This window comes from Bradyrhizobium sp. CAR08 (assembly GCF_052871955.1).
Window position 1 is genome coordinate 1 of sequence record NZ_JBIXJX010000018.1, and the last position, 25,622, is coordinate 25,622.

The following is a 25,622-nucleotide window of genomic DNA, read 5'->3' on the forward strand; positions in this document are numbered from 1 at the left end:
GCTCGACCGCGACGGCCGCTACGGAATCTTCTTTGCCAGTTGGCAGGTCGGATCAATCGACTTGACGCGCAGCCAAACTGTCAGTGATGTGTCCGAACAGGCGTCAGCTATGTCTCCGGTCTAAACACTCGACCGGGCGATCCAGTACGCCGCGGCGCCAGCGATCAAATCGTGAGGCCGCGGCGTACTAGATGCCCCGCCCTCGTGCGTAACTGCGCACTAGGCGGGACATGACGGACAGTGAGCGAGCACGAGGTAAAGACAACTCGCACCTCGGCGCCGCACATCAACCCGCCGGCACGATCACCATGCTCTTGTCCTTCGGCCAGCGAACGCGCCAGGCGAAATTGATGTCGCGGACCTCACCGGGCTTGGCGTCGAACGACCATTCCAGCACGCCGCGCCGGTCGCGAATGTTGCTTGCGGTCGGCGGCGTGGTCGCAGGCAGCATCTCGACGAGGATGTCCTCGTTCTCGCTGACCGGCAACTGATCCTCGATCGCGACCTTGATCGGGAAGTCGTGACCATTGCGGATCGTCGTCTTGAATGCGCGCTCGTCGGTCTTCGACGTCGTGACCAGGAGACCGGCCGAACCTTCGTTGCGCTTGAGCACCGCGCGCTCGATCCTGACCTTGTCGTCGGCGCCGAAGCCGAGCCGCACGATATCGTCCTTGGCCGAAGCCGAGAGTTTGCCGCGGCCGACGAAGGTTCCATCGCGATAGATTGCGACCTTGCCCGGCAACAGACTCGTGTCGTCGCTCTGCTTGAAGCTGGCTTCGAGGAAGGCGGTTGGATCCATCACCGGTGCCGCGCGCACCATGAGATCGGCGGGCACTGTCATCGAGGCGATGCGCAGGCTCTTGGCGCCCTCGGCAGCACCGAGGCTGACGCGGCCGGGAATTTTGTAGGTGGCCTGGAAGTCGCCGATCTCGGCGACCGCCTGCTGTTCTTCGGCGCGCTCGCGGATATCGTCGGCCGCCTTGGCCGCGGAAATTTCCATCTTTCGCTGCTGCATGGGCGCCGCCGCAGGCACTGCCGAATCCGAAAGCGAACCCAGCGCCCGCGGCTTCGGCACTTGCGGATACTGCGCGACCAGCGAGTTCAGCTCCGGCGCGCTGCCGCCGCGGCCGATGCGGACCGTGGAGACGCCGAGCGTGACATTGGACCAGTCCTCGCCGGTCGATTGCGTGACTTCGGCACGGCGGACAAGCTCGAGCTGTGGTTTGCGATCCTTCGCGCCGGTGTCGAGGCGGGCGTCGTAGAGCGGCAGCCAGCGCGCATTGCGCACATTGTAGGTGACCCTCAACGTCGCCTTGGTAGCCGCCGGCGCGGCGATGTCCATGCGGACTTCGAGCTTGCTCGGCGGCTTGGCCTTCCGCTCGACTTCGAGCTGGGCGATCTGCCGATCGATCTCGCGCATCTTGCGCGTGGCGTCGCGAACGGCGGTATCGGCGCTTGCAATTTCCTCGCCGACGGTGGCAAATGCCGTGCGCCATTCGGCAATCGGCCGCGCCTCGCCCTTGTCGCCGATGCCCGCAGGCGACGCTTCCGCAAAGTGCTCCGCGAATTTGCGCCGCGCATTGGCCGAGTCGATCGCGCCTTGCAGGTCGGCGCGTTGGTCGTTCAGCGCCTCGATGCGCTTGTCCAGCTCCGGCAGATTGACCGGCGCCGCACGCGGCGTTCGCGCATCGATCGTGCCGATGGTGAGCTTCGCTCCCCCCTCACCCTCCACCCGGATCGAGGAGGTGTCGAGACCAAGCGGGAAGTCCTTGGCAATGAGCGTCGAGTCACCAGACGGCAGGTCCACCGCGATGACGCGGGTGACGGTCGCGCCATCGGGGTAAACCGTGACGGTATCGATCGCCGATGTGGCGTCCAATTCGGCGGCCCATGACGACGACGCGAATGCCGTAGTCACCAGAACCAGGCTCGTCGTTGCCAAACATTTTGCGGTGATGCGCATCAAGTCCCTCCTCCAAGTCATCGCCGCCACCAGCCGGACGCGCGATCCAATGCCTCGCCAACATGGTTGGACGCGGCAGGGAAGGAACTGGTTCGATTGGGGTTTCCGTGGGGCCCGCCGCGGCGGCAGCAAGGCCCGGAACGTGTCGTCAGCCCGCGACGGAGCGCTTAATCCTGAGCGGACGAACCCTGCCCGAAGATGCGGCGGAGCAGATCGGTGACGTTCTTGGCGCCCGCCTTCCTCAGGATGCCGGCGCGATAGCCCTCGACCGTGCGTGCGCTCAGATGCATGCGCCGGGCGATCTCCTTGTTGGTCAGGCCGGCGGCGAGATGCTCGAGCACGTCGCCCTCTCGCGTGGTCAGGGGTTCGCAGCCGGGCAGCCAGCGCTGCCGGCTGGAGCCGGGCTGTGCGAACTCGTCGATGGCGGCATCGATCCGGTCGATGATGTCGCGGGTGCGGAACGGCTTCTCGATGAAGTCGGCCGCACCGCTCCTGATGGCATCCACCGCCATGGCGATGCTGCCGTTTGTCGCGGTCACCAGCACCGGCGCCATGCAGTTTTCCTCGCGCAGGCGCTTGAGCACGTCGAGACCGGAGCGATCGGCCGGCATCTCCAGCAGCACGCAGGCCGGCATCCGCGCCTTGGCCTCCGAGAGCAGAGACGCGCCGTCGGCGAAGCAGATCACGTTGTATGCGCTTTGTTGAAGCGCGGTGGAAAGTTGTTCGCGGGAGGCGGCATCGGTGTCGATGACGAATACCTCACCCTTGGAAAGCATGTCCCCCGGCATAATTCCGATCCAGCAATGTCTTGGGTCAAATGGTCCGAGACGGCAGCGGGGCCTCGTCGCGCCGCGCCGTCATATGCACGGCATTCACGCCCGTGCTTCGGTTTTACTTATGTATGTTCCACCCAGTTCCCGGATTTGACGGATCGGGACAGAAACTTTACATTTCGGGACATCTGCGGGATGTCAGGCAGGAACGGGTCGCATGACCGACCTCATTCGCAGCGCGGGCTTGAGCTATTACCCGGAGGTCGCCCGGTCGGTCGGGCTCGACCCCAAACACATGATGCGCAAGGTCAGGCTGCCGCTGGCCTGCCTCGACAAGCCCGACACGCCCATTGCCGTCACCGGTCTCCGCCGTCTGCTCGAATTGTCGGCCGAGGCGTCCGGCGCCGAAGATTTCGGCTTGCGGCTTGCTGAACGCGGCGGGCTGACCAATTTCGGCGCGGTCGGCCTGATCGTGCGCGAACAGGCGACCGTTGGTGAAGCCATCGAAGCCTTCTCGCGCTTCATCCCGATCCATCACGACGGCATGAAGCTGGACGTCACCCGCGACAAGCAGACCGTCAGCGTCACGCTGCACCTGCGCGGCCGGCAGCCGGCCGCGCCGCGCCAGTCGATCGACATGGCGCTCGGCAGCGTCCACCGCATCATCCAGTCGCTGTTCGGCAGCGATTGGCGGCCGCAGGAAGTGCACCTGCATTATCCGCCGCCACGCGACCGCAAGCGCTACCGCGAGTTCTACGGCTGCCGTGTGACCTTCAATGCGGAGGACGATTCGATCCTGTTGTCGGCACACGACATGGAGCGCCGGATCCCGAGCGCGCATCCGCTGATCGCGAGCTATCTGCGCAAGCGGATCGAGGCGATCGAGACGCGGCCGGCAAGCTGGGAGGAGAAGGTCGACGAGGTCGTGCGTCTCCTGCTCGCCGGCGGCGACTGCACGGTCGAGCGCGTCGCCGAACACCTCGCCTGCACCCGGCGCACCATCCACCGCCACCTCGCCGAAGCCGGCACCAGCTTCTCGGCCATTCTCGACGCGCAGCGCGCCGATCTCGTGGTCCAGCTCATCGAGGACCCCGGCCGGCCGCTGGCCGACATCGCCGTGCAGCTCGGCTTCTCCGCACAGAGCGCCATGGCCCGCTGGTTTCGCGGCCATTTCGGCTGCACCATCACCGCATGGCGCAAAGGCGCCCGGCCATTGGCGGCAACCGCGGCTTGATTTTCAAGACCGATCACATCGCCCGCGCGAACATGCGAAAGCCCGGCGCACCGATGATCGCCTCGAAGGCAGGATCGCGCTTCTCCTCGGCAAGGACAAAGCCGGCCTTGGTATAAGCGCGCTCGGCGGGCTCGTTGCCGATCAGGAACGATATTGTCGCCCGTGCACATCCAGCCGCTCGCCCCTTCTCCAGCGCATGCGCGATCAGTGACTGCACCAGGCCGCGGCCGCGATAGGCGGGATCGGTCGCGACATGCTCGATCATCCAATCGCCCTCGCCGCCCTGAACCCAGCAGGCGCGGGTGTAGCCGCCGCGTTGACGGATGGCCTCCAGCTCTGCCGCGGCGATTCCGGACGCGGCTGCGACTTCCTCGATCGCACGCCAAGCCGCTGGTCCCGTGCCGGCCGCCGGTAGCGCACACAAGGCGGCAGCAGGCTTGCCATCGATCTCGGCGACCAGAAATTGCGAGACGTGCCACATCGACACCGCGCGAGCGGCTGCGACGTGCGCGATGAATTCGCGGCACTGTGTTTCAGGCCAACCGAGCGCAACGTCGAACCAGCCGCGCGGCCGGTAGCCGCGCTGCGATGAAAGGATGGTTTGTGCGATGAAATCGGCGTCTTCGGGACGCGCAGACCGTATCGTCATGCGCGCCCCCTTCGCGAAAACCTTACGTGTTCTTCAGTGCGACGCGAAATTCGGCCTCGGTCTTGGCCTTGACCTCGTCAAGCGAGACGCCGTCGGCGAGCTCGATCAGCGCCATGCCGCCGCTGCCGTGCTTGTCGATGGTGAAGACGGCCAGGTCAGTCACGACCATGTCGACCACGCGCTCGCCGGTCAGCGGCAAATTGCACTGCTTCAGGAGCTTTGGACCGTCCTTGGCCGAATGCTCCATCACCACGACCACGCGCTTGACGCCGGCGACGAGATCCATCGCGCCGCCCATGCCCTTGACCATCTTGCCGGGGATCATCCAGTTGGCGAGATCGCCGTTCTGGGCCACCTGCATGGCGCCGAGGATCGACAGATCCATGTGGCCGCCACGGATCATGCCGAAGGAATCCGCGCTCGAGAAATACGAGGTCGACGGCAGTTCGCTCACGGTCTGCTTGCCGGCGTTGATGAGATCGGCGTCCTCTTCGCCCTCGTACGGGAACGGGCCCATGCCGAGCATGCCGTTCTCGCTCTGAAGGCTGACGTCCATGCCGTCCGGGATGTAGTTCGAGACCAGCGTCGGGATGCCGATGCCGAGATTGACGTAATAGCCGTCACGCAGTTCCTTCGCGGCGCGCGCAGCCATCTGTTCACGGGTCCAGGCCATCTTAGTCTCCTGATCTCAAGCTGCCGTGCGCGGGCGGGTGTTGCGGAATTCGATGCGCTTCTTGGCCGTTCCGACCTCGACGATGCGCTTGACGAAAAGACCGGGCGTGTGGATGTGGTCGGGATTGAGTTCGCCGGCCGGAACCAGATGCTCGACCTCGGCCACCGTGACCTTGGCGGCGGTCGCCATCATCGGGTTAAAGTTGCGCGCGGTCTTGCGATAGATGAGGTTACCTGCGGTGTCGCCCTTCCAGGCATGGACGATGGCGAGGTCGGCGAACAGGCCGCGCTCCATCAGGTATTTCTGTCCGTCGAATTCTTTCACTTCCTTGCCTTCGGCGATCAGCGTGCCGACGCCGGTCTTGGTGTAGAAGGCCGGAATGCCGGCGCCGCCCGCGCGGATGCGCTCGGCCAGCGTGCCCTGCGGATTGAATTCGAGTTCCAGCTCGCCGGCGAGGAATTGCTGGGCGAACAGCTTGTTCTCCCCGACATAGGACGAGATCATCTTCTTGATCTGGCGGGTTTCGAGCAGGCGGCTGAGGCCAATGCCGTCGACGCCGGCATTGTTTGAGACCACCGTCAGGTCCTTGACGCCGGAGTCGCGGATCGCGTCCGACAGCGTCTCGGCGATGCCGCAGAGGCCGAAGCCGCCCGACATGATCATCATGCCGTCTTTCAGAACGCCCTCGAGAGCCGACTTGGCGTCGGGATAGACCTTGTTCATGCAAATTACCTTCGAGTGAACCTTCGGCTTGCAGGCGTCGCGCCTTAGTGGCGGCGATTATTAGGCGAAATCGTCCGAAGCCGTCAATGATACGGGGTTCTCCGCTCCGCCCCTGGGTGATAGAAGCTGCCCAAGCCGTGGGAGCAACCGTTCCCGCGGCCTTGAAAGCGACAAGAAAACCCATCAAGTTGGGGCACTTAACACAATAGGTCTTGGGCGTGGGGCGCGCAGGTTTCCCGGCCCGCCTTCTGGCTCCAGCGACCAACTCGATCAGGACATGCCATTGACCATGGCCCAAGGAATGAAGCGCCTCGGGACGCCGATCGCGGCGCTGCTCGGCGTGGCGCTGATCGCCCTGATCGCGACCTCATGGCTCATCAACCGCGACGCACTGCGCAAGGCCGTGGAAACGCAGATCCGCGACGTCACCGGACTCGAGGTCAACGTCGCAGGCGCGATCGACATTTCGGTGCTGCCGGCAAGCTACATCTCCTTCCATGACGTCGGGCTGAAGGGCGGCGGCACCAGCGATCCCGCGCTCCATGTCGACGTTCTCACCGCGAACCTGCGGCTGCTGCCGCTGCTGCTGCAACGGTTCGAGATCGCCGACCTGACGCTGCTGCGGCCGCGCATCCATGTCAGCCTGAAGCCGGACGGTGAAAGCAACTGGACACCGTTCATCCAGACCATCGCGCGCACCATGAAGCCCGGCGCCGAGAATCAAGTGTCGTTCTCTGAGATCCGGATCCAGGACGGCGTGCTCAATTACGAGGACGCTGCCACGCACGGCACCGAGAAGCTCGAGGACATCGACCTGTCGCTGGCCTGGCCCTCGATCTCGCGCTCCTTCGCCGCGACCGGACAGTTCGACTGGCGCGGCGAACGGGTCGACGGCTCGATCAGCTTTTCCGATTTCGTCGCCGCCCTCTCCGGCGAGCGCTCGGGGTTGAAGGCGCGGATCGCGAGCGCGCCGCTCAAGCTCGCCTTCGACGGCAGCGTCGCCAACCGCACCAGCCCGATGATGGAGGGCACGCTCACCATCGACAGCCCGTCCCTGCGCAACGCGCTACGCTGGACCGGCCAACCGCAGCCCGCCAGCGGCGGCTTCGGCCGCTTCGCGCTGAAGGCGCGGGCCAATGTTGTCGGCGCGTCCATCGCGCTCACCAATGTCAATGTCGAGCTCGACGGCAACACCGCCGAGGGCGTGATGACCTACGCCAATAACGGCCGGCAGACGCTGCAGGCGACGCTCGCAGCCGACGCGCTCGACTTCACCCCCTATATCTCGACTTTCCGCCTGCTCGCGAGCGGCGCGCGCGACTGGAACAGGCAGCTGTTCGATCTCAACGCCTTGTCGACCACCGACCTCGACATGCGCCTGTCGGCCGCCAAGCTGACGGTCGGGACATCGAAACTCGGCCGCACCGCGATCGGCGCGAATCTCCGCAACGGCACGCTGGCGCTCTCGGTCGGCGAGGCCCAGGTCTATGGCGGCATCGCCAAGGGCTCGTTCGGCATCGCGCGCTCCGACACCGTCGCCGACATCAAGGCGCAATTCCAGTTCACCGACGTCGACCTTCAGGCCTGCGCCTCCGAGCTGTTCGGCATCAACAAGCTGTCCGGGCGCGGCAACATCAACGTCTCGCTCCTCGCGTCCGGCTCGAGCCCGTTCGGCCTCGTGCAGTCGCTCGACGGCAGCGCCACAGTGACCGGGCATGACGGCGCGATCGCGGGCTTCAATGCCGAGCAGCTCCTGAAGCGGCTCGAGCGGCGGCCGCTGTCCGGCGGCGGCAATTTCCGCAACGGCTCTACCCCTTACGACAATCTCACCATCGCGGTGAAGTTCTCCGACGGCGTCGCCACCGCCGAGGACATCCGCGTCGAAGGACCGGCGGCGAAGATCACCATGACCGGTACCGCCTCGGTGCCGACGCGCGAATACGACATGAAGGGCGTGGCCAGCCTCAACAGCGCGTCGGGGTTCGAATTGCCCTTCGTGGTGCAGGGCCCCTGGGACGACCCCCTCGTCTTCCCCGATCCGGAAAGCCTGATCCGCCGTTCGCCGGCCTCTGCGCCCCTGCTCGACATGCTGAAAGACCGCAAGCCGGGCGACGCGGTGCGCTCCGCGATCGAGCGCATCACCGGCACCGGAAAACGTCCCGCACCGGCCGAAGCGCCGACGGCGGAGAACGCCAAGGAAGGCGCGAAGTCCAATTAAGGACGGCGATCAAGCGGCGCCAGCAGATCGGCGCGAATTGATCAGGGCGAATTGATGCGGCGATTGGATCGATGCGCACGTTAAGCATCCCTCTCGCCCGACACCCCCACGACCTATGTCTGACAACAAGCCGCTAGATCGTATCACGGCCATGCGCTAGTGTTTTATACGACCGGTTAAAAACACCGGCCGTTTGAGGGAGAAAAACGTGAAATCCAAGGTTATTGGCGCAGTATCACTGGCGGTCGCTGCGGCCGGGCTGTTTGCAGCCGCTGCACCCGCATTTGCGCAGCAGAAGACGATTACGGTCTGGTGGGGCAAGGGCTTCTACCGCTCCGAAGACGACGCGCTGCTCGAGACAATCAAGAAGTTCGAAGCCAAGACCGGCATCAAGGTCGAATTGTCGCAGTACGCGATCCAGGACATGATTCCGAAGACGGTCGCCGCACTCGATTCAGGCACCGTGCCCGATGTTGCCTATTCCGACACCTACGACGTGCAGGTCCAGGGCAAGTGGGCCTACGAAGGCAGGCTCGAGGACCTCTCAGACATCATGGAGCCGATCAAGGATCGGTTCGTGCAGAACACGCTGGATGCGTCGATCCTCTATAACGACGTCACCAAGAAGAAGGCCTATTACGGCTTCCCGCTGAAGCAGCAGAGCATGCATGTCGAGATCTGGAACGACATGCTTGAGAAGGCCGGCTTCAAGCTCGCCGACATCCCGACCGACTGGGAAGGCTACTGGACATTCTGGTGCGACAAGGTGCAACCGGGGATCCGCAAGGCGACCGGCCAGCGCGTCTACGGCGTCGGCCAGCCGATGGGCGTGGAATCCACCGACGCTTTCCAGTCGTTCTACACCTTCATGGATGCCTATCACGTCAAGCTGGTCGACGACGACGGCAAGCTCACGGTCGACGATCCCAAGGTCCGCGAGAACCTGATCAAGGCGATGAAGGACTACACCGACACCTACATCAAGGGCTGCACCCCGCCGTCCTCGACGACCTGGAAGGATCCCGACAACAACGTCGCCTTCCACAACAAGACCATCGTGATGACCCACAACTTCACGATCTCGATCGCGGCGAAATGGTTCGAGGACTCCCAGAACCAGACGCTCACGCCCGAGCAGCGCGAAGCCGGCAAGAAGGCCTATGGCGAGGACATCATCACCGCGTCCTTCCCGAAGGCTCCGGACGGTTCGACGATCCGCTACCGCTCGGACGTCAAGACCGGGCTGGTCTTCTCCGTGGCCAAGAACAAGGCCGAGGCCAAGCAGTTCATCGCCTTCCTGCTCCAGGAGGAGAACGTCCGGCCCTATATCGAGGGTGCGCTCGGCCGCTGGTTCCCGGTGACGAAGGAAAGCCAAGAGAGCCCGTTCTGGCAGGCTGACCGGCATCGCAAGGCGGTCTACTCGCAGTTCAAGGGCGGCACCGCCGCGTTCGACTTCACCAAGAACTGGAAGTTCACCATCCTGAACAACGAGAACGTCTGGGCCAAGGCGATGAACCGCGTGGTCAGCGAGAAGGTGCCGGTGGACAAGGCGGTCGACGAGCTGATCGCCCGCATCAAGGCGGTCGCGGGCTGATCTCGGACTGCAATAAGGTATATGCTAATACCGGTCGCGGCTCTCCGCGACCGGTTGCTTTCGGTGGGTATGCGATATGGCGATCACACTTTCCGGCTCAGACACAATTCCGGCCCCTCCCCTGTCGGCGCGCCTGACCACGCAGCAGGTCTGGGGCATCTTGCTGCTTGTGCCCTATCTACTCGTCTTCCTGGCCTTCGTCGTCTATCCCGTCGGCTACGGCCTGTGGCTGGCGCGCAGTCCGGCGAACTATGTCGCGCTGTACAACGACCCGATCTTCGCGCGCGCCGCGGTCAACACGCTGATCTTCCTGGTCATCGGCATCAACGTGAAGATGCTGATCGCGCTGTTCCTGTCCGGCTTCTTCGCCCAGCAGCGCCCCTGGATCAAATGGCTGTCGGTGATCTTCATCCTGCCCTGGGCGGTGCCGTCGATCCCGACCATCCTGTCGGTCCGCTTCATGCTCAATCCCGAATGGGGCATGGTCAACCATTTCATCTTCTCTCTCACCGGCGATGACGGGCCGAACTGGCTGAACGATCCGACGGTCGCGCTGACCATGGCGATCGCCGTGCATATCTGGAAGTCGCTGCCGTTCTGGACGCTGATCCTGCTGACCGGGCGGCTCGCGATCCCGCAGGATCTGTACGAGGCGTCCGAGGTCGACGGCGCCAGTCCGTGGCAGAAATTCCGCTTCATCACCTGGCCGTCGATGCAGATGCTCTACGTCACCTGCACGCTGCTCTCGATGATCTGGACGCTCGGCGACTTCAACAGCGTCTATCTGCTCACTGGCGGCGGGCCGGCCGACCTCACGCACGTGCTGTCGACACTCGGCATCCGCTATCTCCGGCTCGACCAGCTCTCGCTTGCGATGGCCTCTATCGTCTGCGCGATACCGCTCGTGCTGCCGCTGATATACTTCATGATGAAACGGTTGTCGCGATGAAGCTTCCCACCCTCCGCGAAGTTGGCACCGAAGCCAAGCTCCTGCTGATCGGCATCCCGGTCTTCATCTGGACCATGATTCCGATCTACCACATGTTCCTGTTCGCGATCTCGCCCAAGGAGGACGCGTTCTCGGGCAAGCTGTGGCCGGATCATCCGACGCTGCACAACTTTCACATCGTGTTCTACCAAGAGCACTATTTCCTGCGAGACTTCTGGATCCAGTTCTGGAACTCGACGGTGATCGCGCTGGCCGCAGGCGCGCTGACCTTGTTCGTCGCGACCGCCGCCGCATTCTCGATCTCGCGGCTTAAGGCGCCGGGCGGCCGCTGGGTGATGAATCTCGCGCTGTTCACCTACTTCATCCCGGCGGCGTTCCTCGCCGTGCCGATGTACCGCACCATGGGCAACTACGGCCTGCTCAACAATCACTGGTCGCTGATCCTGGCGATGGTGACGATCGCTTCGCCTTACGCGATCTGGGTGCTGAAGCAGGCGTCCGACAAGCTGCCGGTCGAGCTCGACGAGGCCGCCGTGATGGACGGCGCGACCACGCTGCAGCTGTTCCGCCTGGTCTATGTGCCGCTGATGATGCCCTCGCTGGTCGCGATCGGCACCTATGCCGTGCTGCTGGCCTGGAACGAATATCTCTACGCGTTCCTGCTCTTGTCCAAGGACACCGATATCACGCTGCCGGTCGCGCTCGGCAACTTCCTCGCCGCCGACGACTCGCCGTGGGAGCTGTTGATGACCACCGGCTTCATCTACGCGCTGCCGCCGGCCGCGGTCTATTACGCCTTCAAGCGCTACATGGTGGGCGGGCTCACGGCCGGTGCGGTGAAGTCCTGAGATCCACGGCGCGCTTTCTTTGGTAGGCAACCAGCAGCGCGATCGTCGAGCCGATGAAATAGCCCGCGGTCGCGCCCGAAATCGCGCGGCCGACGACGAGTGCGAGTGCACGGTCGCTCGCATCGACCGTCGAGATCACGCCGACCGCATACTGCAGAGAGAATATGACGAGGTTGCGGATCAGCGCAAAGGCGCCACCCGCGCGGATGATCTCGCCTGTCTTGTGATCGACGTCGAACGGACGCGACGTTAATACGCCGATCGGCAACAACACCAATGCGGCCCCGCCCCAGACAACCAGCGGCCACGCGCTATCCTGCTGTCCGAAGCCAATCCGCGAAATGCCCCAGACGATGAATACGATCGGAACGATCAGCGCACGCCAGACCGGCGTCTTGCGCGGCTGCATCGCCTTGATGCCCTGCCTAGGCGAGCAAGGTCCAGACCCAGAGCGGCGTATGCACCAGGACCTGATAGGCAAACGTCATCATCGCCTCCCGTTATAGCGGCGCCGCGCTCTCGCCCTGCGAGCTCGACAGTTTCGAGGCGAGCGAGGCGATGACGATGACAACAGCAATCAAGGCGATCACCAGCGTGCAGATCGCGTTGATCTCGGGCTTCACTCCGAGCCGCACTTCCGAATAGATCCGGATCGGCAGCGTCGCCGAGCCGGGGCCGGTGGTGAAGCTCGCGATCACGAGATCGTCCAGCGACAGCGTGAAGGCGAGCATCCAGCCCGCGACGATCGCAGGCGCGATCAGCGGCAGCGTTACGGCCACGAACGCGCGCAGGGGGTCGTAGCCGAGATCCATCGCGGCCTCTTCCAAGGAGCGGTCGAGCGAGCCGAGGCGGGACTGCACGACGACGGCGACGAAGCACATCGTCAGCGTGGTATGGGCGATCGTCACCGTCCAGAAGCCGCGCTCCGCGTTTAGCGCCACGAACAGCAGCAGCAGCGACAGTCCGGTGATCACCTCCGGCATCACCAGCGGCGCATAGAGCATGCCGGAGAACAGGGTGCGGCCGCGAAACCGCTCGCCGCGCGACAGCGCCACGGCGGCGAGCGTGCCGATCAGGGTCGCAATGGTTGCCGACGAAACCGCGACGCGCAGGCTCATCCAGGCCGCCTCGATCATGGCGCGGTCATTGAAGAACTCGTGATACCAGCGCAGCGACCAGCCACCCCACACCGTCACCAGCCGCGAGGCATTGAAGGAATAGATCACGAGGATCAGGATCGGCAGATAGAGGAAGGCCAGACCCAGCGAAAGCGAGGCGACGTTGAAGCGGGACAGACGGGAGACCTTGCGCATCGCCTCACCGCCCCTGTTCCAGCTGCCGCTTCTGCAGCCGTTCGTACAGCAGCAGCGGGACCAGCAGCACCACCAACAACACGATGGCCGCGGCGGAGGCGACCGGCCAGTCCTTGTTAGTGAAGAATTCGAGCCACAAGGTCTGGCCGATCATCAGCGCATTGGAGCCGGCCAGGAGATCCGGAATGACGAACTCGCCGACGATGGGGATGAAGCACAGCAGCACGCCGGCGCCGACGCCGGGCAGCGACAGCGGGAAGGTGACGAGCCAGAACACCTGCCAGCGCGGCGCGCCGAGATCGGAGGCGGCCTCCTCCAGCACCGGCTCCATTTTGGCCAGCGTGGCGTAGAGCGGCAGGATCATGAACGGCAGGTAGGAATAGACGATGCCGATATACATCGCGCTGTCGGTGGAGAGCCACACCACGGGCTGACTAACCAGATGCAGCGCCAGCAGGATCTGGTTGAGCAGGCCGTCGTGCTGGAGGATGTTGATCCAGGCATAGATCCGGATCAGGAACGAGGTCCAGAACGGCACGATCACCAGCACCATCGCCACGGCCTGCCAGCGCGCCGGCAGCCGCGCCATGCCGTAGGCGATGGGATAGCCGATCAGGAGCAACAGCGCGGTCGCGGTGACGGCGACGGTGAGGCTACGCACATAGGCGAACACGTAGATATCGTCGGAGACGAGCAGCCTGAAATTGTCGATCGACAGCGCGGCAAAGGCGGCCTTCAGCGCCCCCCATCCCGCCATCAGGTCGAACACCGGCTCGTAAGGCGGCTGCGCGATCGCCGTCTGCGACAGGCTGATCTTCAGCACGAAGCCGAACGGCACCAGGAAGAACAGCACCATCCAGACATAGGGCGCGATCGCGGCAAAGTGAGCCGGTCGCGCAAAAATGCGGCGCCCGCTCATGACGGCAGCACCACGCAGTCGTCGGGCGTGAACCAGGCGACGACAGGCTGGCCCACGCTGTAGGCGTCGACGTCAAGGCGCGCGCTGTTGGCGACCGACGCCTGCACCGTCCCGCCGGCCTCGAGCTTCACCTTGTAAGTGGTGGTGCCGCCGAGATAGCAGATGTCGGCGATCACGCCGTCCAGCTGGTTGATCGCCGTCTCATGACCGGCCTCCCTCGCCGGCCCACGGCGCGACAGCTTGACCTTCTCGGGGCGGATCGCAACCGATAATCTGACCTCACCGAACGGCTCGCGCGGCTCCGCCACCACCAGCGGTCCCGCATCGCGCGTGCCTATGACCAGACGATGACCGTCGCGCAATTTGGACTTGGCGTCGAACAGGTTGATGTCGCCGACAAACTCCGCGATCCAGCGCGAGCGTGGCGCCTCGTAGAGTTCGCGGGGACTCGCGACCTGCGCCAGCCTGCCGTCCCTCATCACGCCGATCCGGCTCGCCATCGTCATCGCCTCTTCCTGGTCGTGGGTGACGATGATGAAGGTCATGCCGAGCCGGCGCTGAAGCTCCATCAGTTCGCCTTGGGTGCTTTCGCGCAGCTTCTTGTCCAGCGCTGCGAGCGGCTCATCGAGCAGAAGGAGCTGCGGGCGTCGCGCCAGTGCACGCGCCAACGCCACGCGCTGGCGCTGTCCCCCGGAGAGCTGGTCGGGCTTGCGCTTCTCGAGTCCGTCGAGCTTCACCAGCGCAACCATCTCCGCCACACGCGTGGCGATGTCTGCGCGCGCCATACCGGCGCGCTTCAGGCCGAAGGCGATGTTGTCGCGCACCGACAGGTGCGGAAACAGCGCGTAGTTCTGGAACATCATGTTGATCGGCCGCTCATGCGGCAGCGCCTGCGCGATGTCCTTGCCGCCGAGCAGAATGCGCCCTTGATCCGGCGCTTCGAAACCGGCGAGCATGCGCAGAAGCGTGGTCTTGCCGCAGCCGCTGGGCCCGAGCAGCGCAAAGAACTCGCCGGCCTTGATGTCGAGCGAGACGCCATCGACGGCCCGGAACGTCCCGAACGTCTTGGCGACGCCCTCGATGCGCAGCAACGGCTCGCCGGCCGCGAACTGCGTCTCTCCGACCGCAGCCGCAGCCGCGTCTGTTCTGGGCAACTCGTCAGTCATGGTTCCTGCCAACCCCAATCAAGCCGCACGCTAGCGGCCGATCGTCCCTCACTCAACCGGTTAGAGGCCGTTCGTTCACGCATTCGCCATGAACGCAGCCAGCGCATCGCATTCCCCCGCTGACATCGTCAGGCCGAGCTTGGAGCGGCGCCACAGGATGTCCTCGGGAAAACGCGCCCATTCGTGGGTCATGAGATAGCGCACCTCGGCCCCGGTCAGTTCGGGACCGAAGGCGGGGCCGAGATCGTCCCGGGTCTTCGCCTCGGCAAGCACAGCCGATAGCCGCGAGCCATAGGCCGCGACGAGGCGTTGGGCCTGCGCCTCCGAGAGAAAGCGCCAGCGGTCACGCGCAAGATCGGCCTCGGTGTCGAAACGATCCCAGGCAAAATCTCCGCCCGGCAGCGCCGCGCCTGCGGTCCAGGGCGGCGACATCGGATAGAACGGCGTCAACTTCGTCACCGCGCGCTCCGCCCGCAGGCGCGAGGTGGTGACGTCACCGCCAAACATCGTGATCAGCGGCGCCTTGCGCCGTCGCGCGTCGAACAGCGTCGTGCCATCACGCCCGCGCGCGGACGCCAGCGTCAGGTTGACGCCGGAGACCGCGCGCACCACGTCGGTCGGGGCAACGCGCTCGCGGAAATAGCGACTGGCCGCTTCGCAGAGATAGCTGACGTCGGCCCCCCGCATCGCGACGATCGCAGGATCGCCGGTGAAATCGTGCGTGACTGTTCCAATCAGGGTGAAATCGCGCGCGATAGGACTCGCCAAGATCAGCCGGCCATCGCTGTTCTGGAAGACGTAGACGTTATCGGAATCGAACAATCGCGGGACGATGATCTGGCTCATCTGCATCGCCGCCACGGCGGGTTGCGGCTGCCGCAGCACGGTCTCGGCGACCATCGACGTCCAGCCGCCGGTGGCGTTGGCCAGTGCCCGGGCCGTGATCGTGCGACGATGGCCGCGGTCGACCACCGCGAGCCGCCATGTGTCGGTTCGATCGGCGCGCACACAGCGCGCTCCAGTCCGAATCACGGCGCCGCGCTCGGCCGCATCCAGTGCCGTGAGCACCACCAGTCGGGAATCGTCGACGACGCAATCCGAATATTCGAAGGCCGTGCCGAATGGTCGTTTCAGCGCGTTGCCGACCGGATGATGCGTGATGTCGAGGGTCGCCGTTGCAGGCAGGCCGCTCCGGCTGGTGAGGCTGTCGTAGAGGAGCAGGCCGACGCGCAGCAGCCATGGTGGGCGCTCGTCGGAATGCGCCGGGATCACGAAGCGCATCGGCCGAACCAGATGCGGCGCGATCCGGAGCCAGATCCGGCGCTCAGCGAGCGCCCGGCGCACCCGGCGGAAGCCGCGCCGTTCCAGAACCGACAGGTCGCCGTGGATCAGCCGCGGCGTTGCCGACGACGCCGCGCCGCCCAGATCGCCCTGCTCCAACAGGATGACCCGCAGGCCGCGGCCGGCGGCATCGCGGGCGAGGCTGACGCCGTTCAGGCCGCCGCCGATGATCGCAAAATCGTAATCCGCCATGAAGCCGTCGAATGGGAGCGAAACGCTCGCCATCTCTAGAGCCATTTCCCTTCCGATGAAATCGGAACGGGGCTCTAGATTCTGGTTTGGCGCGTTTTCTTGACGCGAACCCGCATCCGCTGCGCTCGAAAAACGCTCTAGCCGGTCTTGAGCGCAAGCTCCATGACTTCGGCACGACCGACGAGGCCGGCATATTTCCCGATCGGCAGTGGCTTGCCGAGCAGATAGCCCTGCACGCCGTCACAGCCTTCCGCGGCGAGGAAGGCGAGTTGTTCCAGCGTCTCGACGCCCTCGGCGACGATCGACATTTCCAGGCCATGGCCGAGATCGATCACCGCGCGCACGATCGCCGCCGATTGCGGGTTGCGGCCGAGATTGATGATGAAGGCGCGGTCGATCTTGATCTTGTCGAACGGGAACGCCTGGAGATAGCTCAGCGAGGAATAACCGCTGCCGAAATCGTCCATGGAGATGCGCACGCCGAGCGCCTTGAGCCGGCGCAGGAGCGCCAGACCGCGATCGAAGTCCTCGATCAGCACGCCCTCGGTGATCTCGAGCTCGAGCCGACCGGGTGCGAGACCCGTCTCGAGCAGGATGGAATGCACGAGCCCGACCACGTCGCCGTGCATGAACTGCGCCGGCGACAGGTTGACCGCGATCTGAAGCGGCTTCGGCCAGGACGCGGCCTCGCGGCAGGCTTCGCGCAGGATCCACTCGCCCATCTCGACGATCAGGCCGCTTTCCTCCGCGATCGGGATGAATTCGGCCGGGGAGACTTGGCCGCGCACCGGATGCTGCCAGCGCGCCAGCGCCTCGAAGCCGATGATCTCGCTCTCGGCGACGCTGTGGCCCGCTGCTCCCTGCGGCTGGAAGGCGAGCGAGAGCTCGCCGTTCTTGATCGCCATCGAGAGATCCTGGTGCAGCACGCGGCGATCGCGGATCTGCTGGTCCATCTCCGGCTGGAACAGGCTGATCGTGCCGCGCGACTTCTGCTTGGCGCGGAACAGCGCCGCGCCGGCATTGGCGAGCAACGAGGCGGCGTCGGCGCCGTTGTGCGGGAAGATCGACATGCCGGTGGTGACGCCGGCGCGGACCGGGCGGCCGTCGATCTGGAATTCCTTAGCGACGGCATCACCGATCTGCTGCGCCAGCGCGAGACCTGCATCCGGCTGCTTACCGTCGATGATCAGGCCGAACTCGTCGCCGGACAGGCGCGCCACCACGCCGCCGCGCGCGGAGTCCTGGAGCCGCTGGGCCACCTCGACCAGTAGCTTGTCGCCGTGCGCATGACCGAAGACGTCGTTGACCTCCTTGAGACCGTCGAGATCGACGCACAGAACCGCGAACTCCTCGCCGGTGCCCTCGCAGGCCTCGATCATCTGGGTCAACGCCTGCAGGAAAGCGGCACGGTTCGGCAAATCGGTGAGGCCGTCGTGATAGGCCATGTGCGCCATGCGCGACTCGGTCTGCCGGCGATCGGTGACGTCCTCGTGGGTCTTGATCAGATATTGCGGCTCGCCGGTGTCGCTCAGCACGGTGGCACGGCGGGTGAGGAACAGCCGCAGCCCGTCCTTGGTGGAGATCGGGTGCTCTTCGGTGATCATCCCACGCTTCTTGATCGCGGCTTCGTCGCGCGCGATGATCAGCTTGGCTTCCTTGGGATTGAAGATGTCGGACGCGGTCAGGCCCGTGGCTTCCTCGCGCCTGCGGTTGAGGATCGTCTCGGCGCTGCGGTTGGCGAGCAGGTAGCGGCCGTCCTTGACCTGCTCGACGATTAGGGCCACCGGGATGTTGTCGACCACGAGCTCGAGGAACTTCTTCGTGCTCTCCAGCTCCTTCGACAGCGAGCGGCGATCGGTGATGTCCTCGAACACGAGCATCAGGAATTCGGGTTTGTTGCTCTCGTTGCGGACAACGATCCGGATCGAGGCAACCATGCGTCGCTCACCGGCGCGGTCGACCTCGAATTCGTTGCGAAACTGGCCGTCCGGCGAATCGAGTGCCGTGCGGTCGGTCGCCTCGATGCTGTCCGCCGAGATCGGCGCAAACAGCTCGCGCGCGTTCTTGCCGACGACATGGTCGCGCGAGAAGCCCCAGAACCGCTCATAGGCGCTGTTGGCGAAGATGTAGCGACCATCCTCGATGTTCTTTGCGGCCACGCAGGCCGGCACGTTGTCCAGCACCGTTTCCAGGAACTGCTTGGTGGAGGCGAGCTGCCGCGACAGCCTGCGCTGCTCGCTGACGTCCAGATGCGTCGTCACCGAGCCGCCGTTGGGCAGCACGAAATATTTCACGAGGATGGCCCGCCCGTCCGGCAGTTCGGTGATCAAGCCGTTGGTGCTTGCCGCCTTCTCGTAGAACTCCTCGTTGGAGGCGGCGCCGAGCACCCCGCGCTTGCGTCGCAGCTCAAGGAGTTCGTAGCCGTTCATGTTGGCCCAGAGATCCGACCGCGCCAGGCCGTAAATCTCGATATAGCGGTCGTTGCAGAAGATGACGCGCCGCTGCGCATCCGTCATCACCACGCCCTGGTTGAGATTGTTCATGGCGGAGGAGACGAAGGCATTGCGCCGCAGCTGCAGACGCCTGGTCCGGCGCAGCGAGGAATGGATCCACAGCGCGATCGCGATGAGGAACGAGCAGATCACGACGCCCGCGATCAGGGCTTCCCAGATCACGTTGGGATTGAGCTCGCCGAGATAGCTCGGCGGGGCGAAGCTGTCGGAAAGGGCAAAGGCGCGTGCAGGCGCGACCGCTGCGGCCAGGCACACGACGGCCTGCACCGCAATCGGAAGCGCGCTGCCCGCGTGCCAGTTCTTCTCCGCCATCAGCCACCCGCGATTTCAACGTCGGATTGTCTGGCCTCGCGAGTTTGGATCGGGTAAACGCCTGTACGCGCAACGGAACAATGTGGCATCAAATACGGCAATTGCCCTGACATGATAAATGCTTCCTTAACGGAAAAAGCCCCCGCGCCGCCCTCCCCAGGCGTGGGGCCATCGTCGCTTCGAGCGGACGTCCTGCACGACCATGGATAGGGTGGACTGCGTCGTCATCGGAGCCGGCGTGATCGGGCTCGCGGTGGCTCGAAAGCTGGCGCAAGCCGGGCGCGAGGTGATCGTGCTCGAGCAAGCCGAGGCCATCGGCACCATCACCTCCTCGCGCAACAGCGAGGTGATCCATGCCGGCATCTACTACCGCGCCGGAAGCTGGATGGCGCGCATGTGCGTCGACGGCAAGCACGCGCTCTATCGTTACTGTTCCGAGCGCGGCATCCCGCACAGGAATTGCGGCAAGCTGATCGTCGCGACCAATCCGAAAGAGACCGAGAAGCTGCAATCGATCAAGGCGCATGCCGAGGCCAACGGCGTGCTCGACATGCAGTTGCTCACGGGTGATGCGGCACGTGCGCTGGAGCCGGCGCTCGCCTGTGACGCCGCGCTGCTGTCGCCGTCGACCGGCATCATCGACAGCCACGCCTACATGCTCTCGCTGCGCGGCGAAGCCGAGGACGCGGGCGCGGCCTTCGCGTTTCACACCCCGCTGATCCGTGCCAAGGCGACCGCCGGCGTCATCGAGATCGAGGCGGGCGGCGAAGCGCCGATGACGCTGCAATGCAGCCTCCTCGTCAACGCCGCCGGGCTCTCGGCGACCACCGTGGCGCGCAACATCGAGGGCATGCCGCTGGAACGGATCCCGACGGCCTACCTCGCCAAGGGAAACTACTTCAGCTGCAATGCTAGGGCGCCGTTCTCGCGCCTGATCTATCCGGTGCCCGAGCCCGGTGGCCTAGGGGTGCATCTGACGCTGGACATGGCCGGGCAGGCCCGTTTCGGCCCTGACGTCGAGTGGATCGAGACGATCGACTATGAGGTCGACCCGTCACGCGCCGAGCGCTTCTACCCGGCGATCCGCAAATACTGGCCGACGTTGCCTGACGGTGCTCTCATGCCGAGCTATTCGGGCATCCGCCCGAAGATCGTGCCGCCGGCGGTGGCCACGCAGGATTTCTTGATGCAGGGCCCGCGCGATCACGGCGTCGAAGGCCTGATCAATCTGTTCGGCATCGAGTCGCCCGGATTGACGTCATCGCTCGCGATCGCGGATCACGTCGCCGAGCTCGCAAACATCTAGTGGTTTAAAGCGAATTGGATTCCGGTTGCGCGTAAAGAACTGCGTCCAGACAAGACGCTGGAGCCGCGCAAATCCTTGCACGCTGCGCGCCTTGCAGCAGGGATGAGCGCAAAGGCTCCCATCCCTGCCTGAAAGGGTGCGATCAACTCTACGCTGTTACGGGGTTACTAGTGGAGCGTGTCGCCGTGCCTGAGACGCTCGATCTGGTCCTTGACCATCAACTTCCGGCGCTTCAACTCAACAATTTGCAGGTCGTCTGTTGAAAGGTGCACGAGAGCTTCGTGCAATTCGTTTTCGAGAGTTTTGTGCTTCCGTTCCAATTCAACCAGATGTGCCTGAATTGTCATTCGAAACCTCCTCGGTAGGGGTGAACCTTGGATTCGACCGGACGAGGAAGTGTACATCACCGATTTGTTCTGTCGATGGATATCAGTCGTCGCGCTGTCATTTTTAGAAATTCATATGTAACGAAGCGTGAGTAAGGGAACAACGCGGGAAAAATCCGTGATATCAATGCGCTTGCGCAACGCCGGAGCGACCGCAGAAATATCTCGCGGGAGATCGGCGCGCGACAGCCCGAGATCGCTTGCGATCACGGCGCGCAAGGACGATAGTTTCCACAGGGCATCCACAGCCTTAATCTCACGCCTATCGGTTTTTCGGCCACCGCAGACATGACCAATGAAGATGCGCGCGAACTCGAATCCGAGCTCGCCCGGTTGCACCAGGAACACCGAGATCTCGATGTGGCGATCGATGCACTGCATCAATCGCCCGCCCCCGACCTGTTGCGGTTACAGCGGTTGAAGAAACGCAAGCTGTTGTTGCGTGACCGTATCGCGTTCATCGAAGACCAGATCACGCCCGACATCATCGCCTGATCCACGGGTAGAACTTTACGGCGGCCCCGCCGCACGTAAATCCGCTTGACTCGAAAGGAACAAAATAAGAACATTTGAGCACCCAACACCCCCGGGGAAACCGTCTAAGGAAAATGCAGATGTCGGCAACCGCCCTTCTCGACAACAGCCATTATGAACAAGCCTGCGATCAGGCGATCGCGATGTGCGACGGCAATCTGCGCAGCACCATCAAGGCGCTGATCATGGCCAATGAATATCTGGAGGCCGAGCTGGAAGAATTGCAGGCGGCGGTTTCCGCAGGCTGCATTCCGGAGACCTCGCGCAGCAAGATGCGGAGCAAGAGCAGCGCCGCCTGACTGTCAGCTATCGGAGCCGACCATGTCCGATGTCACCTATTACGTTGCATTACCTTTCCTGACCGACGAGGACGGATCGCCGGTCGCGGGTGCGGCCGAGGAATGCCAGAGCGCGGCGGCCGCGCTACGGCGCGCCGAGATTATGTCGCACGGCGCCGGCCACACCGGCGCGGTCGCGTTCAGCCGCAGCGGCGATCCCATGACCGGCGAATTCGGGGACGCAAAACTGCTCCGCAGCTTCGGCGACGTACCGAAAGACCTCGGCACGCTTTAACTAGCTGCTGACGAGCCTGATGTGCGGCTCGTGCCGCCGGTGCGCCTTGCGCACATACATCGCGGCATCGGCCTCCTCCAGGGCGCGCGTGGCGTCGGATTGCACTCCGAGCAGGGCGACGCCGGCGGAAGCGCCCGCGCTCACGTGCTGGCCGCGAAAGACAAAGGACAATTCGTCGATGGCCTGCTCGAAAGCCGCGGCCTTCGCCTTGGCGTCGGTCTCGCTGAGATTCCAGAGCAGCAGCGCGAACTCGTCGCCGCCGAGCCGGCCGACCACGTCCGAAGCGCGGATCTGCCGCGTCAGCGTGGTGGCAATCGCCTTCAGGACCTCGTCGCCGGCCGCATGGCCGAAGGAATCGTTGATCGGCTTCAACCGATCGACGTCGAGCACGATCAGCGCCCCGCTGGCGCGGTAGCGCTTCATGTAGGCGACGGCGCGGGCGAGCTCGCGTTCGAAGCCGCGCCGGTTCGGAATTTCGAGCAGGAAATCGGTGTCGGCAGCCGCCTCGAGCTCCGCGACCCGCCGCAGCGCCCCCCTGAGCTTGCTCCGGAGCTCGCGGATGGTCGCGTTGATGGCCGGCTCGATGGCCGCTTTGGCCCCGTCATCGGCAGACGCTGCCCGCTGCGACGGCCTGGTCGGACGCCGCGCCGGACCCTTGATCCGACGCTTGGCCGGACGCTTGAGAGCAACTTTGGAGCGGCCGGCACTGGCCTTCGGGCCCTTTTTGGCCTTCGCAGCGCTTGCCCTTTTTGGTTTCTTCATGGGCATCCTGCTCAATGAAGGCTTGCGGGGATTCACCAAGACAGGATAGTTCATTCCCTTCTCCTTGCCACCGCCTTGCGAGCCACCGGCCGGAACCTTTAGTCTGGCCTATCTTTCTGTTTTTCGAGAACAATTCACGTCATGACCGCGCCGATCGCCATCATCATGGGAAGCCAGTCGGACTGGGACACGATGCGGCATGCCGCCGACACGCTCGCAGGGCTCGGCGTTGCCGCCGACACCCGCATCGTTTCGGCCCACCGCACCCCCGACCGGCTGTTTACGTTCGCCAAAGGCGCCAAGACGGCTGGTTACAAGGTCATCATCGCCGGCGCGGGTGGCGCAGCCCACCTGCCCGGCATGGCGGCGGCTCTGACGGAATTGCCCGTGTTCGGCGTCCCCATCGAATCCAGGACGCTCAAGGGCATCGATTCGCTCTATTCGATCGTCCAGATGCCCGCAGGCATCCCGGTCGGCACCCTCGCCATCGGCAAGGCGGGCGCCATCAATGCGGCGTTGCTGGCGGCGGCCGTGCTGGCCTTGTCCGACCCGGCCTTGTCCGATCGCCTCGCCGCCTGGCGCAAGGCGCAGACCGAGGCCGTGGCCGAGCGCCCGGAGGACAAGGCGTGACTGACGCAAAGCAGGTGAAGCTGAAGCCCGGCGACACCATTGGCATCCTCGGCGGCGGACAATTGGGGCGGATGCTGGCCATGGCGGCGGCCCGGCTTGGCCTGCGCTGCCAGGTGTTCTCGCCCGATCCGGACTCACCGGCCTTCGACGTCGTCCTGAATGCGACCTGCGCCGAATATGCCGATGTCGAAGCACTCGAGCTGTTCGCCAACGACGTCGACGTCATCACCTACGAATTTGAGAACGTGCCGTCCGCGGCCGCGATGGTGCTGGATGCGCGCCGCCCGGTGCTGCCCAACCGCAAGATCCTCGAGACCACCCAGGACCGGCTCGCCGAGAAGGATTTCGTGACGCGGCTGGGCATCGGCACCGCAGCCTACGCCGACGTCACCTCGGTCCCGTCATTGCGCGAGGCGATCGCCAGGATCGGCCTTCCGGCGGTGCTGAAGACCCGTCGCTTCGGCTATGACGGCAAGGGCCAGGCCATCATCCGCGAGGGCGACGACGTCGCGAAAGTGTGGACCAGTCTCGCCACCAAATCGGCCATCCTGGAAGCCTTCGTGCCGTACGAGCGTGAGATTTCCGTGATCGCCGCCCGCTCGGCCACGGGCCAGGTCGAGTGTTTCGACGTCACCGAAAACGAGCACCGCGACCACATCCTGAAGATCTCCCGTGCGCCCGCCCGGATCCCGGACGTGCTCGCCGAGGAAGCGCGCAGTATCGCCGGCAAGATCGCGGGCGCGCTCGATTATGTCGGCGTGCTTGCCGTCGAGATGTTCGTGCTCGCCAACGGCACCGGACCCAAGGTGCTGGTCAACGAGATCGCTCCGCGCGTGCACAATTCCGGACATTGGACGCTCGACGGTGCGTCCGTCTCGCAGTTCGAGCAGCACATCCGCGCCATTGCCGGCTGGCCCCTCGGCAAGCCCGTGCGCCACGGCGAAGTCGTCACCATGACCAATCTGATCGGCGACGAGATCAACGAATATGACAAGTGGCTGAGCGTCGCGGGCGCAACGGTGCACATCTACGGCAAGGGCGCGCCGCGTCCGGGCCGCAAGATGGGACATGTCACCGAAGTGCGACCCACGACCGGCAAATAACGGGACCGCGGCGCATGCCGCGATCCCGCTTTGCAGTTATGCCGTCTTCGCGCCCGCGACGACGCCAGTGGGCTCTTCGCTGAGCCAACGATAGATCACCCCGCCCAGCGCGCCGCCGATCAGTGGCGCAACCCAGAACAACCAGAGCTGCGACAGCGCCCAGCCGCCGACGAACAGCGCGGGCCCCGTGCTACGCGCCGGGTTCACGGAGGTGTTGGTGACGGGGATGCTGACGAGATGGATCATCACCAGCGCGAGCCCGATCGCCAGCGGCGCAAAGCCGGCGGGCGCGCGGCCGTGAGTCGCGCCCATGATGATGAACAGGAACATCATGGTCATGACCACCTCGGTGAGGAAGCACACGATCATGCTGTACTGGCCGGGAGAATGGGCATCGTACCCGTTGGACGCGAACCCCTTGCTGACGTCGAAGCCGGGAGCTCCGCTTGCGATGACGTAGAGCAGCCACGCGGCCACGATCGCGCCGGCGACCTGCGCAATCACATAAGGCAGGATCTGTCCGGCCGGAAAACGTCCGCCGGCGGCAAGACCGACAGTGACGGCCGGATTGAGATGACAGCCTGAGATGTGGCCGATCGCATAGGCCATGGTGACCACGCTCAGTCCGAACGCGAGGGAGACACCGACCAGACCGATGCCAACCTGCGGAAAGCCGGCTGCGATCACCGCACTTCCGCAACCTGCGAATGTGAGCCAAAAGGTACCGATAGCTTCGGCCGCGTATTTCTTCATATCCATGTGTCGTCCCCTGCTTTCAAAGATTCCGGAACAAAGCTCCGGAAACGGCCCCACCCTTGGCGTCAAATCTCCCAAATCAGGGCCGCACAGAGGTATTTTGCCTCATTTAATGGCTGAACTTGGCCCGAAAACCCGCTTGGCCGGTGGACATCCCAAGTTTTGTCTGATACATCCGCGCCCTCAAGGTTA

26 protein-coding genes and 1 pseudogene are annotated in these 25,622 nt (G+C 64.4%); 12 read left to right on the plus strand and 15 right to left on the minus strand.

The window, feature by feature from the left end:
* A pseudogene (locus ACIPUD_RS30595) lies at nt 1-124 on the plus strand (IS481 family transposase); the annotation flags it as partial.
* A gap of 162 nt (nt 125-286) precedes the next feature.
* Here ACIPUD_RS30595 and ACIPUD_RS30600 read toward each other — a convergent pair.
* Both ACIPUD_RS30600 and ACIPUD_RS30605 read right to left on the minus strand, forming a co-directional pair.
* On the minus strand, nt 287-1,963 hold the full coding sequence (locus tag ACIPUD_RS30600) for a mucoidy inhibitor MuiA family protein (RefSeq protein ID WP_446482167.1): 1,677 nt from the start codon (nt 1,961-1,963) through the stop codon (nt 287-289).
* Between the two features lie 167 nt (nt 1,964-2,130).
* On the minus strand, nt 2,131-2,751 hold the full coding sequence (locus ACIPUD_RS30605; protein WP_085349165.1) for a response regulator transcription factor: 621 nt from the start codon (nt 2,749-2,751) through the stop codon (nt 2,131-2,133).
* Nucleotides 2,752-2,953: 202 nt separating this feature from the next.
* Here ACIPUD_RS30605 and ACIPUD_RS30610 point away from each other — a divergent pair, with 202 nt between their 5' ends.
* Entirely contained in the window at nt 2,954-3,970 is a 1,017-nt protein-coding gene (locus tag ACIPUD_RS30610) for an AraC family transcriptional regulator (protein WP_377829365.1), read from the plus strand.
* Between the two features lie 13 nt (nt 3,971-3,983).
* Here the strand turns inward: ACIPUD_RS30610 and ACIPUD_RS30615 are convergent, their stop codons facing one another.
* From ACIPUD_RS30615 to ACIPUD_RS30625, 3 genes are read right to left on the minus strand one after another with little or no spacing between them, the layout of a single operon-like run.
* Nucleotides 3,984-4,619: a GNAT family N-acetyltransferase gene (locus ACIPUD_RS30615; RefSeq protein ID WP_446482168.1), complete on the minus strand. Its 636-nt coding sequence runs from the start codon at nt 4,617-4,619 to the stop codon at nt 3,984-3,986.
* A gap of 22 nt (nt 4,620-4,641) precedes the next feature.
* A complete protein-coding gene (locus ACIPUD_RS30620; RefSeq protein ID WP_007596236.1) occupies nt 4,642-5,292 on the minus strand; it encodes a CoA transferase subunit B in 651 nt (216 codons plus the stop codon).
* 15 nt (nt 5,293-5,307) lie between these two features.
* Nucleotides 5,308-6,015 (minus strand): CoA transferase subunit A, encoded by a 708-nt coding sequence (locus ACIPUD_RS30625; RefSeq protein WP_085349162.1) that lies wholly within the window; start codon nt 6,013-6,015, stop codon nt 5,308-5,310.
* A 289-nt stretch (nt 6,016-6,304) separates the two neighbouring features.
* On the opposite strand from ACIPUD_RS30625, the gene ACIPUD_RS30630 reads away from it, so the two are divergent.
* The 4 genes from ACIPUD_RS30630 (at nt 6,305) to ACIPUD_RS30645 (ending at nt 11,624) form a co-directional block, all read left to right on the plus strand.
* A complete protein-coding gene (locus ACIPUD_RS30630) occupies nt 6,305-8,233 on the plus strand; it encodes an AsmA family protein (RefSeq protein WP_162496341.1) in 1,929 nt (642 codons plus the stop codon).
* Nucleotides 8,234-8,441: 208 nt separating this feature from the next.
* Nucleotides 8,442-9,827, plus strand: coding sequence for an ABC transporter substrate-binding protein (locus tag ACIPUD_RS30635; RefSeq protein ID WP_018453835.1), 1,386 nt, complete (start codon nt 8,442-8,444; stop codon nt 9,825-9,827).
* A gap of 76 nt (nt 9,828-9,903) precedes the next feature.
* Complete coding sequence (locus ACIPUD_RS30640) at nt 9,904-10,776, plus strand: carbohydrate ABC transporter permease (RefSeq protein ID WP_018453834.1); 873 nt, start codon at nt 9,904-9,906, stop codon at nt 10,774-10,776.
* Nucleotides 10,773-11,624: a carbohydrate ABC transporter permease gene (locus tag ACIPUD_RS30645; protein ID WP_018453833.1), complete on the plus strand. Its 852-nt coding sequence runs from the start codon at nt 10,773-10,775 to the stop codon at nt 11,622-11,624. Before ACIPUD_RS30640 ends, ACIPUD_RS30645 begins: the two co-directional genes overlap by 4 nt.
* Here ACIPUD_RS30645 and ACIPUD_RS30650 read toward each other — a convergent pair.
* From ACIPUD_RS30650 to ACIPUD_RS30675, 6 genes are all read right to left on the minus strand, one after another.
* Nucleotides 11,599-12,033 carry a DUF6622 family protein gene (locus ACIPUD_RS30650; protein ID WP_446482169.1) on the minus strand — a complete coding sequence of 145 codons (435 nt, stop codon included), beginning with the start codon at nt 12,031-12,033 and terminating at the stop codon, nt 11,599-11,601. The genes ACIPUD_RS30645 and ACIPUD_RS30650 overlap by 26 nt on opposite strands.
* Before the next feature lie 91 nt (nt 12,034-12,124).
* The gene (locus ACIPUD_RS30655; RefSeq protein ID WP_018453831.1) at nt 12,125-12,937 is read right to left on the minus strand and encodes an ABC transporter permease; all 813 of its coding nucleotides are present in this window, start codon (nt 12,935-12,937) and stop codon (nt 12,125-12,127) included.
* A gap of 4 nt (nt 12,938-12,941) precedes the next feature.
* The gene (locus ACIPUD_RS30660; RefSeq protein WP_018453830.1) at nt 12,942-13,856 is read right to left on the minus strand and encodes an ABC transporter permease; all 915 of its coding nucleotides are present in this window, start codon (nt 13,854-13,856) and stop codon (nt 12,942-12,944) included.
* On the minus strand, nt 13,853-15,022 hold the full coding sequence (locus ACIPUD_RS30665; RefSeq protein WP_204512207.1) for an ABC transporter ATP-binding protein: 1,170 nt from the start codon (nt 15,020-15,022) through the stop codon (nt 13,853-13,855). Before ACIPUD_RS30665 ends, ACIPUD_RS30660 begins: the two co-directional genes overlap by 4 nt.
* 75 nt (nt 15,023-15,097) lie before the next feature.
* A complete protein-coding gene (locus ACIPUD_RS30670) occupies nt 15,098-16,555 on the minus strand; it encodes a glycerol-3-phosphate dehydrogenase (protein ID WP_446482194.1) in 1,458 nt (485 codons plus the stop codon).
* Between the two features lie 137 nt (nt 16,556-16,692).
* Entirely contained in the window at nt 16,693-19,380 is a 2,688-nt protein-coding gene (locus tag ACIPUD_RS30675) for a sensor domain-containing protein (protein WP_085395158.1), read from the minus strand.
* A 202-nt stretch (nt 19,381-19,582) separates the two neighbouring features.
* On the opposite strand from ACIPUD_RS30675, the gene ACIPUD_RS30680 reads away from it, so the two are divergent.
* Nucleotides 19,583-20,686, plus strand: a complete 1,104-nt coding sequence (locus ACIPUD_RS30680; protein WP_018453826.1) for an NAD(P)/FAD-dependent oxidoreductase — start codon at nt 19,583-19,585, stop codon at nt 20,684-20,686.
* Nucleotides 20,687-20,853: 167 nt separating this feature from the next.
* Here the strand turns inward: ACIPUD_RS30680 and ACIPUD_RS30685 are convergent, their stop codons facing one another.
* Complete coding sequence (locus ACIPUD_RS30685) at nt 20,854-21,033, minus strand: YdcH family protein (RefSeq protein WP_007596254.1); 180 nt, start codon at nt 21,031-21,033, stop codon at nt 20,854-20,856.
* Nucleotides 21,034-21,144: 111 nt separating this feature from the next.
* Nucleotides 21,145-21,291 carry a hypothetical protein gene (locus ACIPUD_RS30690; protein WP_240543946.1) on the minus strand — a complete coding sequence of 49 codons (147 nt, stop codon included), beginning with the start codon at nt 21,289-21,291 and terminating at the stop codon, nt 21,145-21,147.
* A 69-nt stretch (nt 21,292-21,360) separates the two neighbouring features.
* On the opposite strand from ACIPUD_RS30690, the gene ACIPUD_RS30695 reads away from it, so the two are divergent.
* The 3 genes from ACIPUD_RS30695 (at nt 21,361) to ACIPUD_RS30705 (ending at nt 22,179) form a co-directional block, all read left to right on the plus strand.
* Entirely contained in the window at nt 21,361-21,567 is a 207-nt protein-coding gene (locus tag ACIPUD_RS30695) for a YdcH family protein (protein ID WP_007596255.1), read from the plus strand.
* Between the two features lie 119 nt (nt 21,568-21,686).
* Nucleotides 21,687-21,905 carry a hypothetical protein gene (locus ACIPUD_RS30700; protein ID WP_007614210.1) on the plus strand — a complete coding sequence of 73 codons (219 nt, stop codon included), beginning with the start codon at nt 21,687-21,689 and terminating at the stop codon, nt 21,903-21,905.
* A gap of 22 nt (nt 21,906-21,927) precedes the next feature.
* Nucleotides 21,928-22,179 carry a hypothetical protein gene (locus ACIPUD_RS30705; protein WP_007614211.1) on the plus strand — a complete coding sequence of 84 codons (252 nt, stop codon included), beginning with the start codon at nt 21,928-21,930 and terminating at the stop codon, nt 22,177-22,179.
* On the opposite strand, the gene ACIPUD_RS30710 is transcribed toward ACIPUD_RS30705, so the two are convergent.
* Nucleotides 22,180-22,941, minus strand: coding sequence for a GGDEF domain-containing protein (locus ACIPUD_RS30710; RefSeq protein ID WP_085384897.1), 762 nt, complete (start codon nt 22,939-22,941; stop codon nt 22,180-22,182).
* Nucleotides 22,942-23,082: 141 nt separating this feature from the next.
* Between ACIPUD_RS30710 and purE the strand changes: the two genes are divergently transcribed.
* Nucleotides 23,083-23,571: a 5-(carboxyamino)imidazole ribonucleotide mutase gene (gene purE / locus ACIPUD_RS30715; RefSeq protein ID WP_007614214.1), complete on the plus strand. Its 489-nt coding sequence runs from the start codon at nt 23,083-23,085 to the stop codon at nt 23,569-23,571.
* On the plus strand, nt 23,568-24,674 hold the full coding sequence (locus ACIPUD_RS30720; RefSeq protein ID WP_018453821.1) for a 5-(carboxyamino)imidazole ribonucleotide synthase: 1,107 nt from the start codon (nt 23,568-23,570) through the stop codon (nt 24,672-24,674). Before purE ends, ACIPUD_RS30720 begins: the two co-directional genes overlap by 4 nt.
* A gap of 36 nt (nt 24,675-24,710) precedes the next feature.
* On the opposite strand, the gene aqpZ is transcribed toward ACIPUD_RS30720, so the two are convergent.
* A complete protein-coding gene (gene aqpZ / locus ACIPUD_RS30725; RefSeq protein WP_018453820.1) occupies nt 24,711-25,433 on the minus strand; it encodes an aquaporin Z in 723 nt (240 codons plus the stop codon).
* Between the last annotated feature and the right edge of the window lie 189 nt (nt 25,434-25,622).

What these genes read in the sequence shown, in the direction of transcription:
- ACIPUD_RS30600 (WP_446482167.1), bottom strand. Translation starts at nt 1,963, where the DNA reads ATGCGCATCACCGCAAAATGTTTGGCAACGACGAGCCTGGTTCTGGTG.
- ACIPUD_RS30605 (WP_085349165.1), bottom strand. Translation starts at nt 2,751, where the DNA reads ATGCCGGGGGACATGCTTTCCAAGGGTGAGGTATTCGTCATCGACACC.
- ACIPUD_RS30610 (WP_377829365.1), top strand. Translation starts at nt 2,954, where the DNA reads ATGACCGACCTCATTCGCAGCGCGGGCTTGAGCTATTACCCGGAGGTC.
- ACIPUD_RS30615 (WP_446482168.1), bottom strand. Translation starts at nt 4,619, where the DNA reads ATGACGATACGGTCTGCGCGTCCCGAAGACGCCGATTTCATCGCACAA.
- ACIPUD_RS30620 (WP_007596236.1), bottom strand. Translation starts at nt 5,292, where the DNA reads ATGGCCTGGACCCGTGAACAGATGGCTGCGCGCGCCGCGAAGGAACTG.
- ACIPUD_RS30625 (WP_085349162.1), bottom strand. Translation starts at nt 6,015, where the DNA reads ATGAACAAGGTCTATCCCGACGCCAAGTCGGCTCTCGAGGGCGTTCTG.
- ACIPUD_RS30630 (WP_162496341.1), top strand. Translation starts at nt 6,305, where the DNA reads ATGGCCCAAGGAATGAAGCGCCTCGGGACGCCGATCGCGGCGCTGCTC.
- ACIPUD_RS30640 (WP_018453834.1), top strand. Translation starts at nt 9,904, where the DNA reads ATGGCGATCACACTTTCCGGCTCAGACACAATTCCGGCCCCTCCCCTG.
- ACIPUD_RS30645 (WP_018453833.1), top strand. Translation starts at nt 10,773, where the DNA reads ATGAAGCTTCCCACCCTCCGCGAAGTTGGCACCGAAGCCAAGCTCCTG.
- ACIPUD_RS30650 (WP_446482169.1), bottom strand. Translation starts at nt 12,033, where the DNA reads ATGCAGCCGCGCAAGACGCCGGTCTGGCGTGCGCTGATCGTTCCGATC.
- ACIPUD_RS30655 (WP_018453831.1), bottom strand. Translation starts at nt 12,937, where the DNA reads ATGCGCAAGGTCTCCCGTCTGTCCCGCTTCAACGTCGCCTCGCTTTCG.
- ACIPUD_RS30660 (WP_018453830.1), bottom strand. Translation starts at nt 13,856, where the DNA reads ATGAGCGGGCGCCGCATTTTTGCGCGACCGGCTCACTTTGCCGCGATC.
- ACIPUD_RS30665 (WP_204512207.1), bottom strand. Translation starts at nt 15,022, where the DNA reads ATGACTGACGAGTTGCCCAGAACAGACGCGGCTGCGGCTGCGGTCGGA.
- ACIPUD_RS30670 (WP_446482194.1), bottom strand. Translation starts at nt 16,555, where the DNA reads ATGGCGGATTACGATTTTGCGATCATCGGCGGCGGCCTGAACGGCGTC.
- ACIPUD_RS30675 (WP_085395158.1), bottom strand. Translation starts at nt 19,380, where the DNA reads ATGGCGGAGAAGAACTGGCACGCGGGCAGCGCGCTTCCGATTGCGGTG.
- ACIPUD_RS30680 (WP_018453826.1), top strand. Translation starts at nt 19,583, where the DNA reads ATGGATAGGGTGGACTGCGTCGTCATCGGAGCCGGCGTGATCGGGCTC.
- ACIPUD_RS30685 (WP_007596254.1), bottom strand. Translation starts at nt 21,033, where the DNA reads ATGACAATTCAGGCACATCTGGTTGAATTGGAACGGAAGCACAAAACT.
- ACIPUD_RS30695 (WP_007596255.1), top strand. Translation starts at nt 21,361, where the DNA reads ATGACCAATGAAGATGCGCGCGAACTCGAATCCGAGCTCGCCCGGTTG.
- ACIPUD_RS30700 (WP_007614210.1), top strand. Translation starts at nt 21,687, where the DNA reads ATGTCGGCAACCGCCCTTCTCGACAACAGCCATTATGAACAAGCCTGC.
- ACIPUD_RS30705 (WP_007614211.1), top strand. Translation starts at nt 21,928, where the DNA reads ATGTCCGATGTCACCTATTACGTTGCATTACCTTTCCTGACCGACGAG.
- ACIPUD_RS30710 (WP_085384897.1), bottom strand. Translation starts at nt 22,941, where the DNA reads ATGAAGAAACCAAAAAGGGCAAGCGCTGCGAAGGCCAAAAAGGGCCCG.
- purE (WP_007614214.1), top strand. Translation starts at nt 23,083, where the DNA reads ATGACCGCGCCGATCGCCATCATCATGGGAAGCCAGTCGGACTGGGAC.
- aqpZ (WP_018453820.1), bottom strand. Translation starts at nt 25,433, where the DNA reads ATGGATATGAAGAAATACGCGGCCGAAGCTATCGGTACCTTTTGGCTC.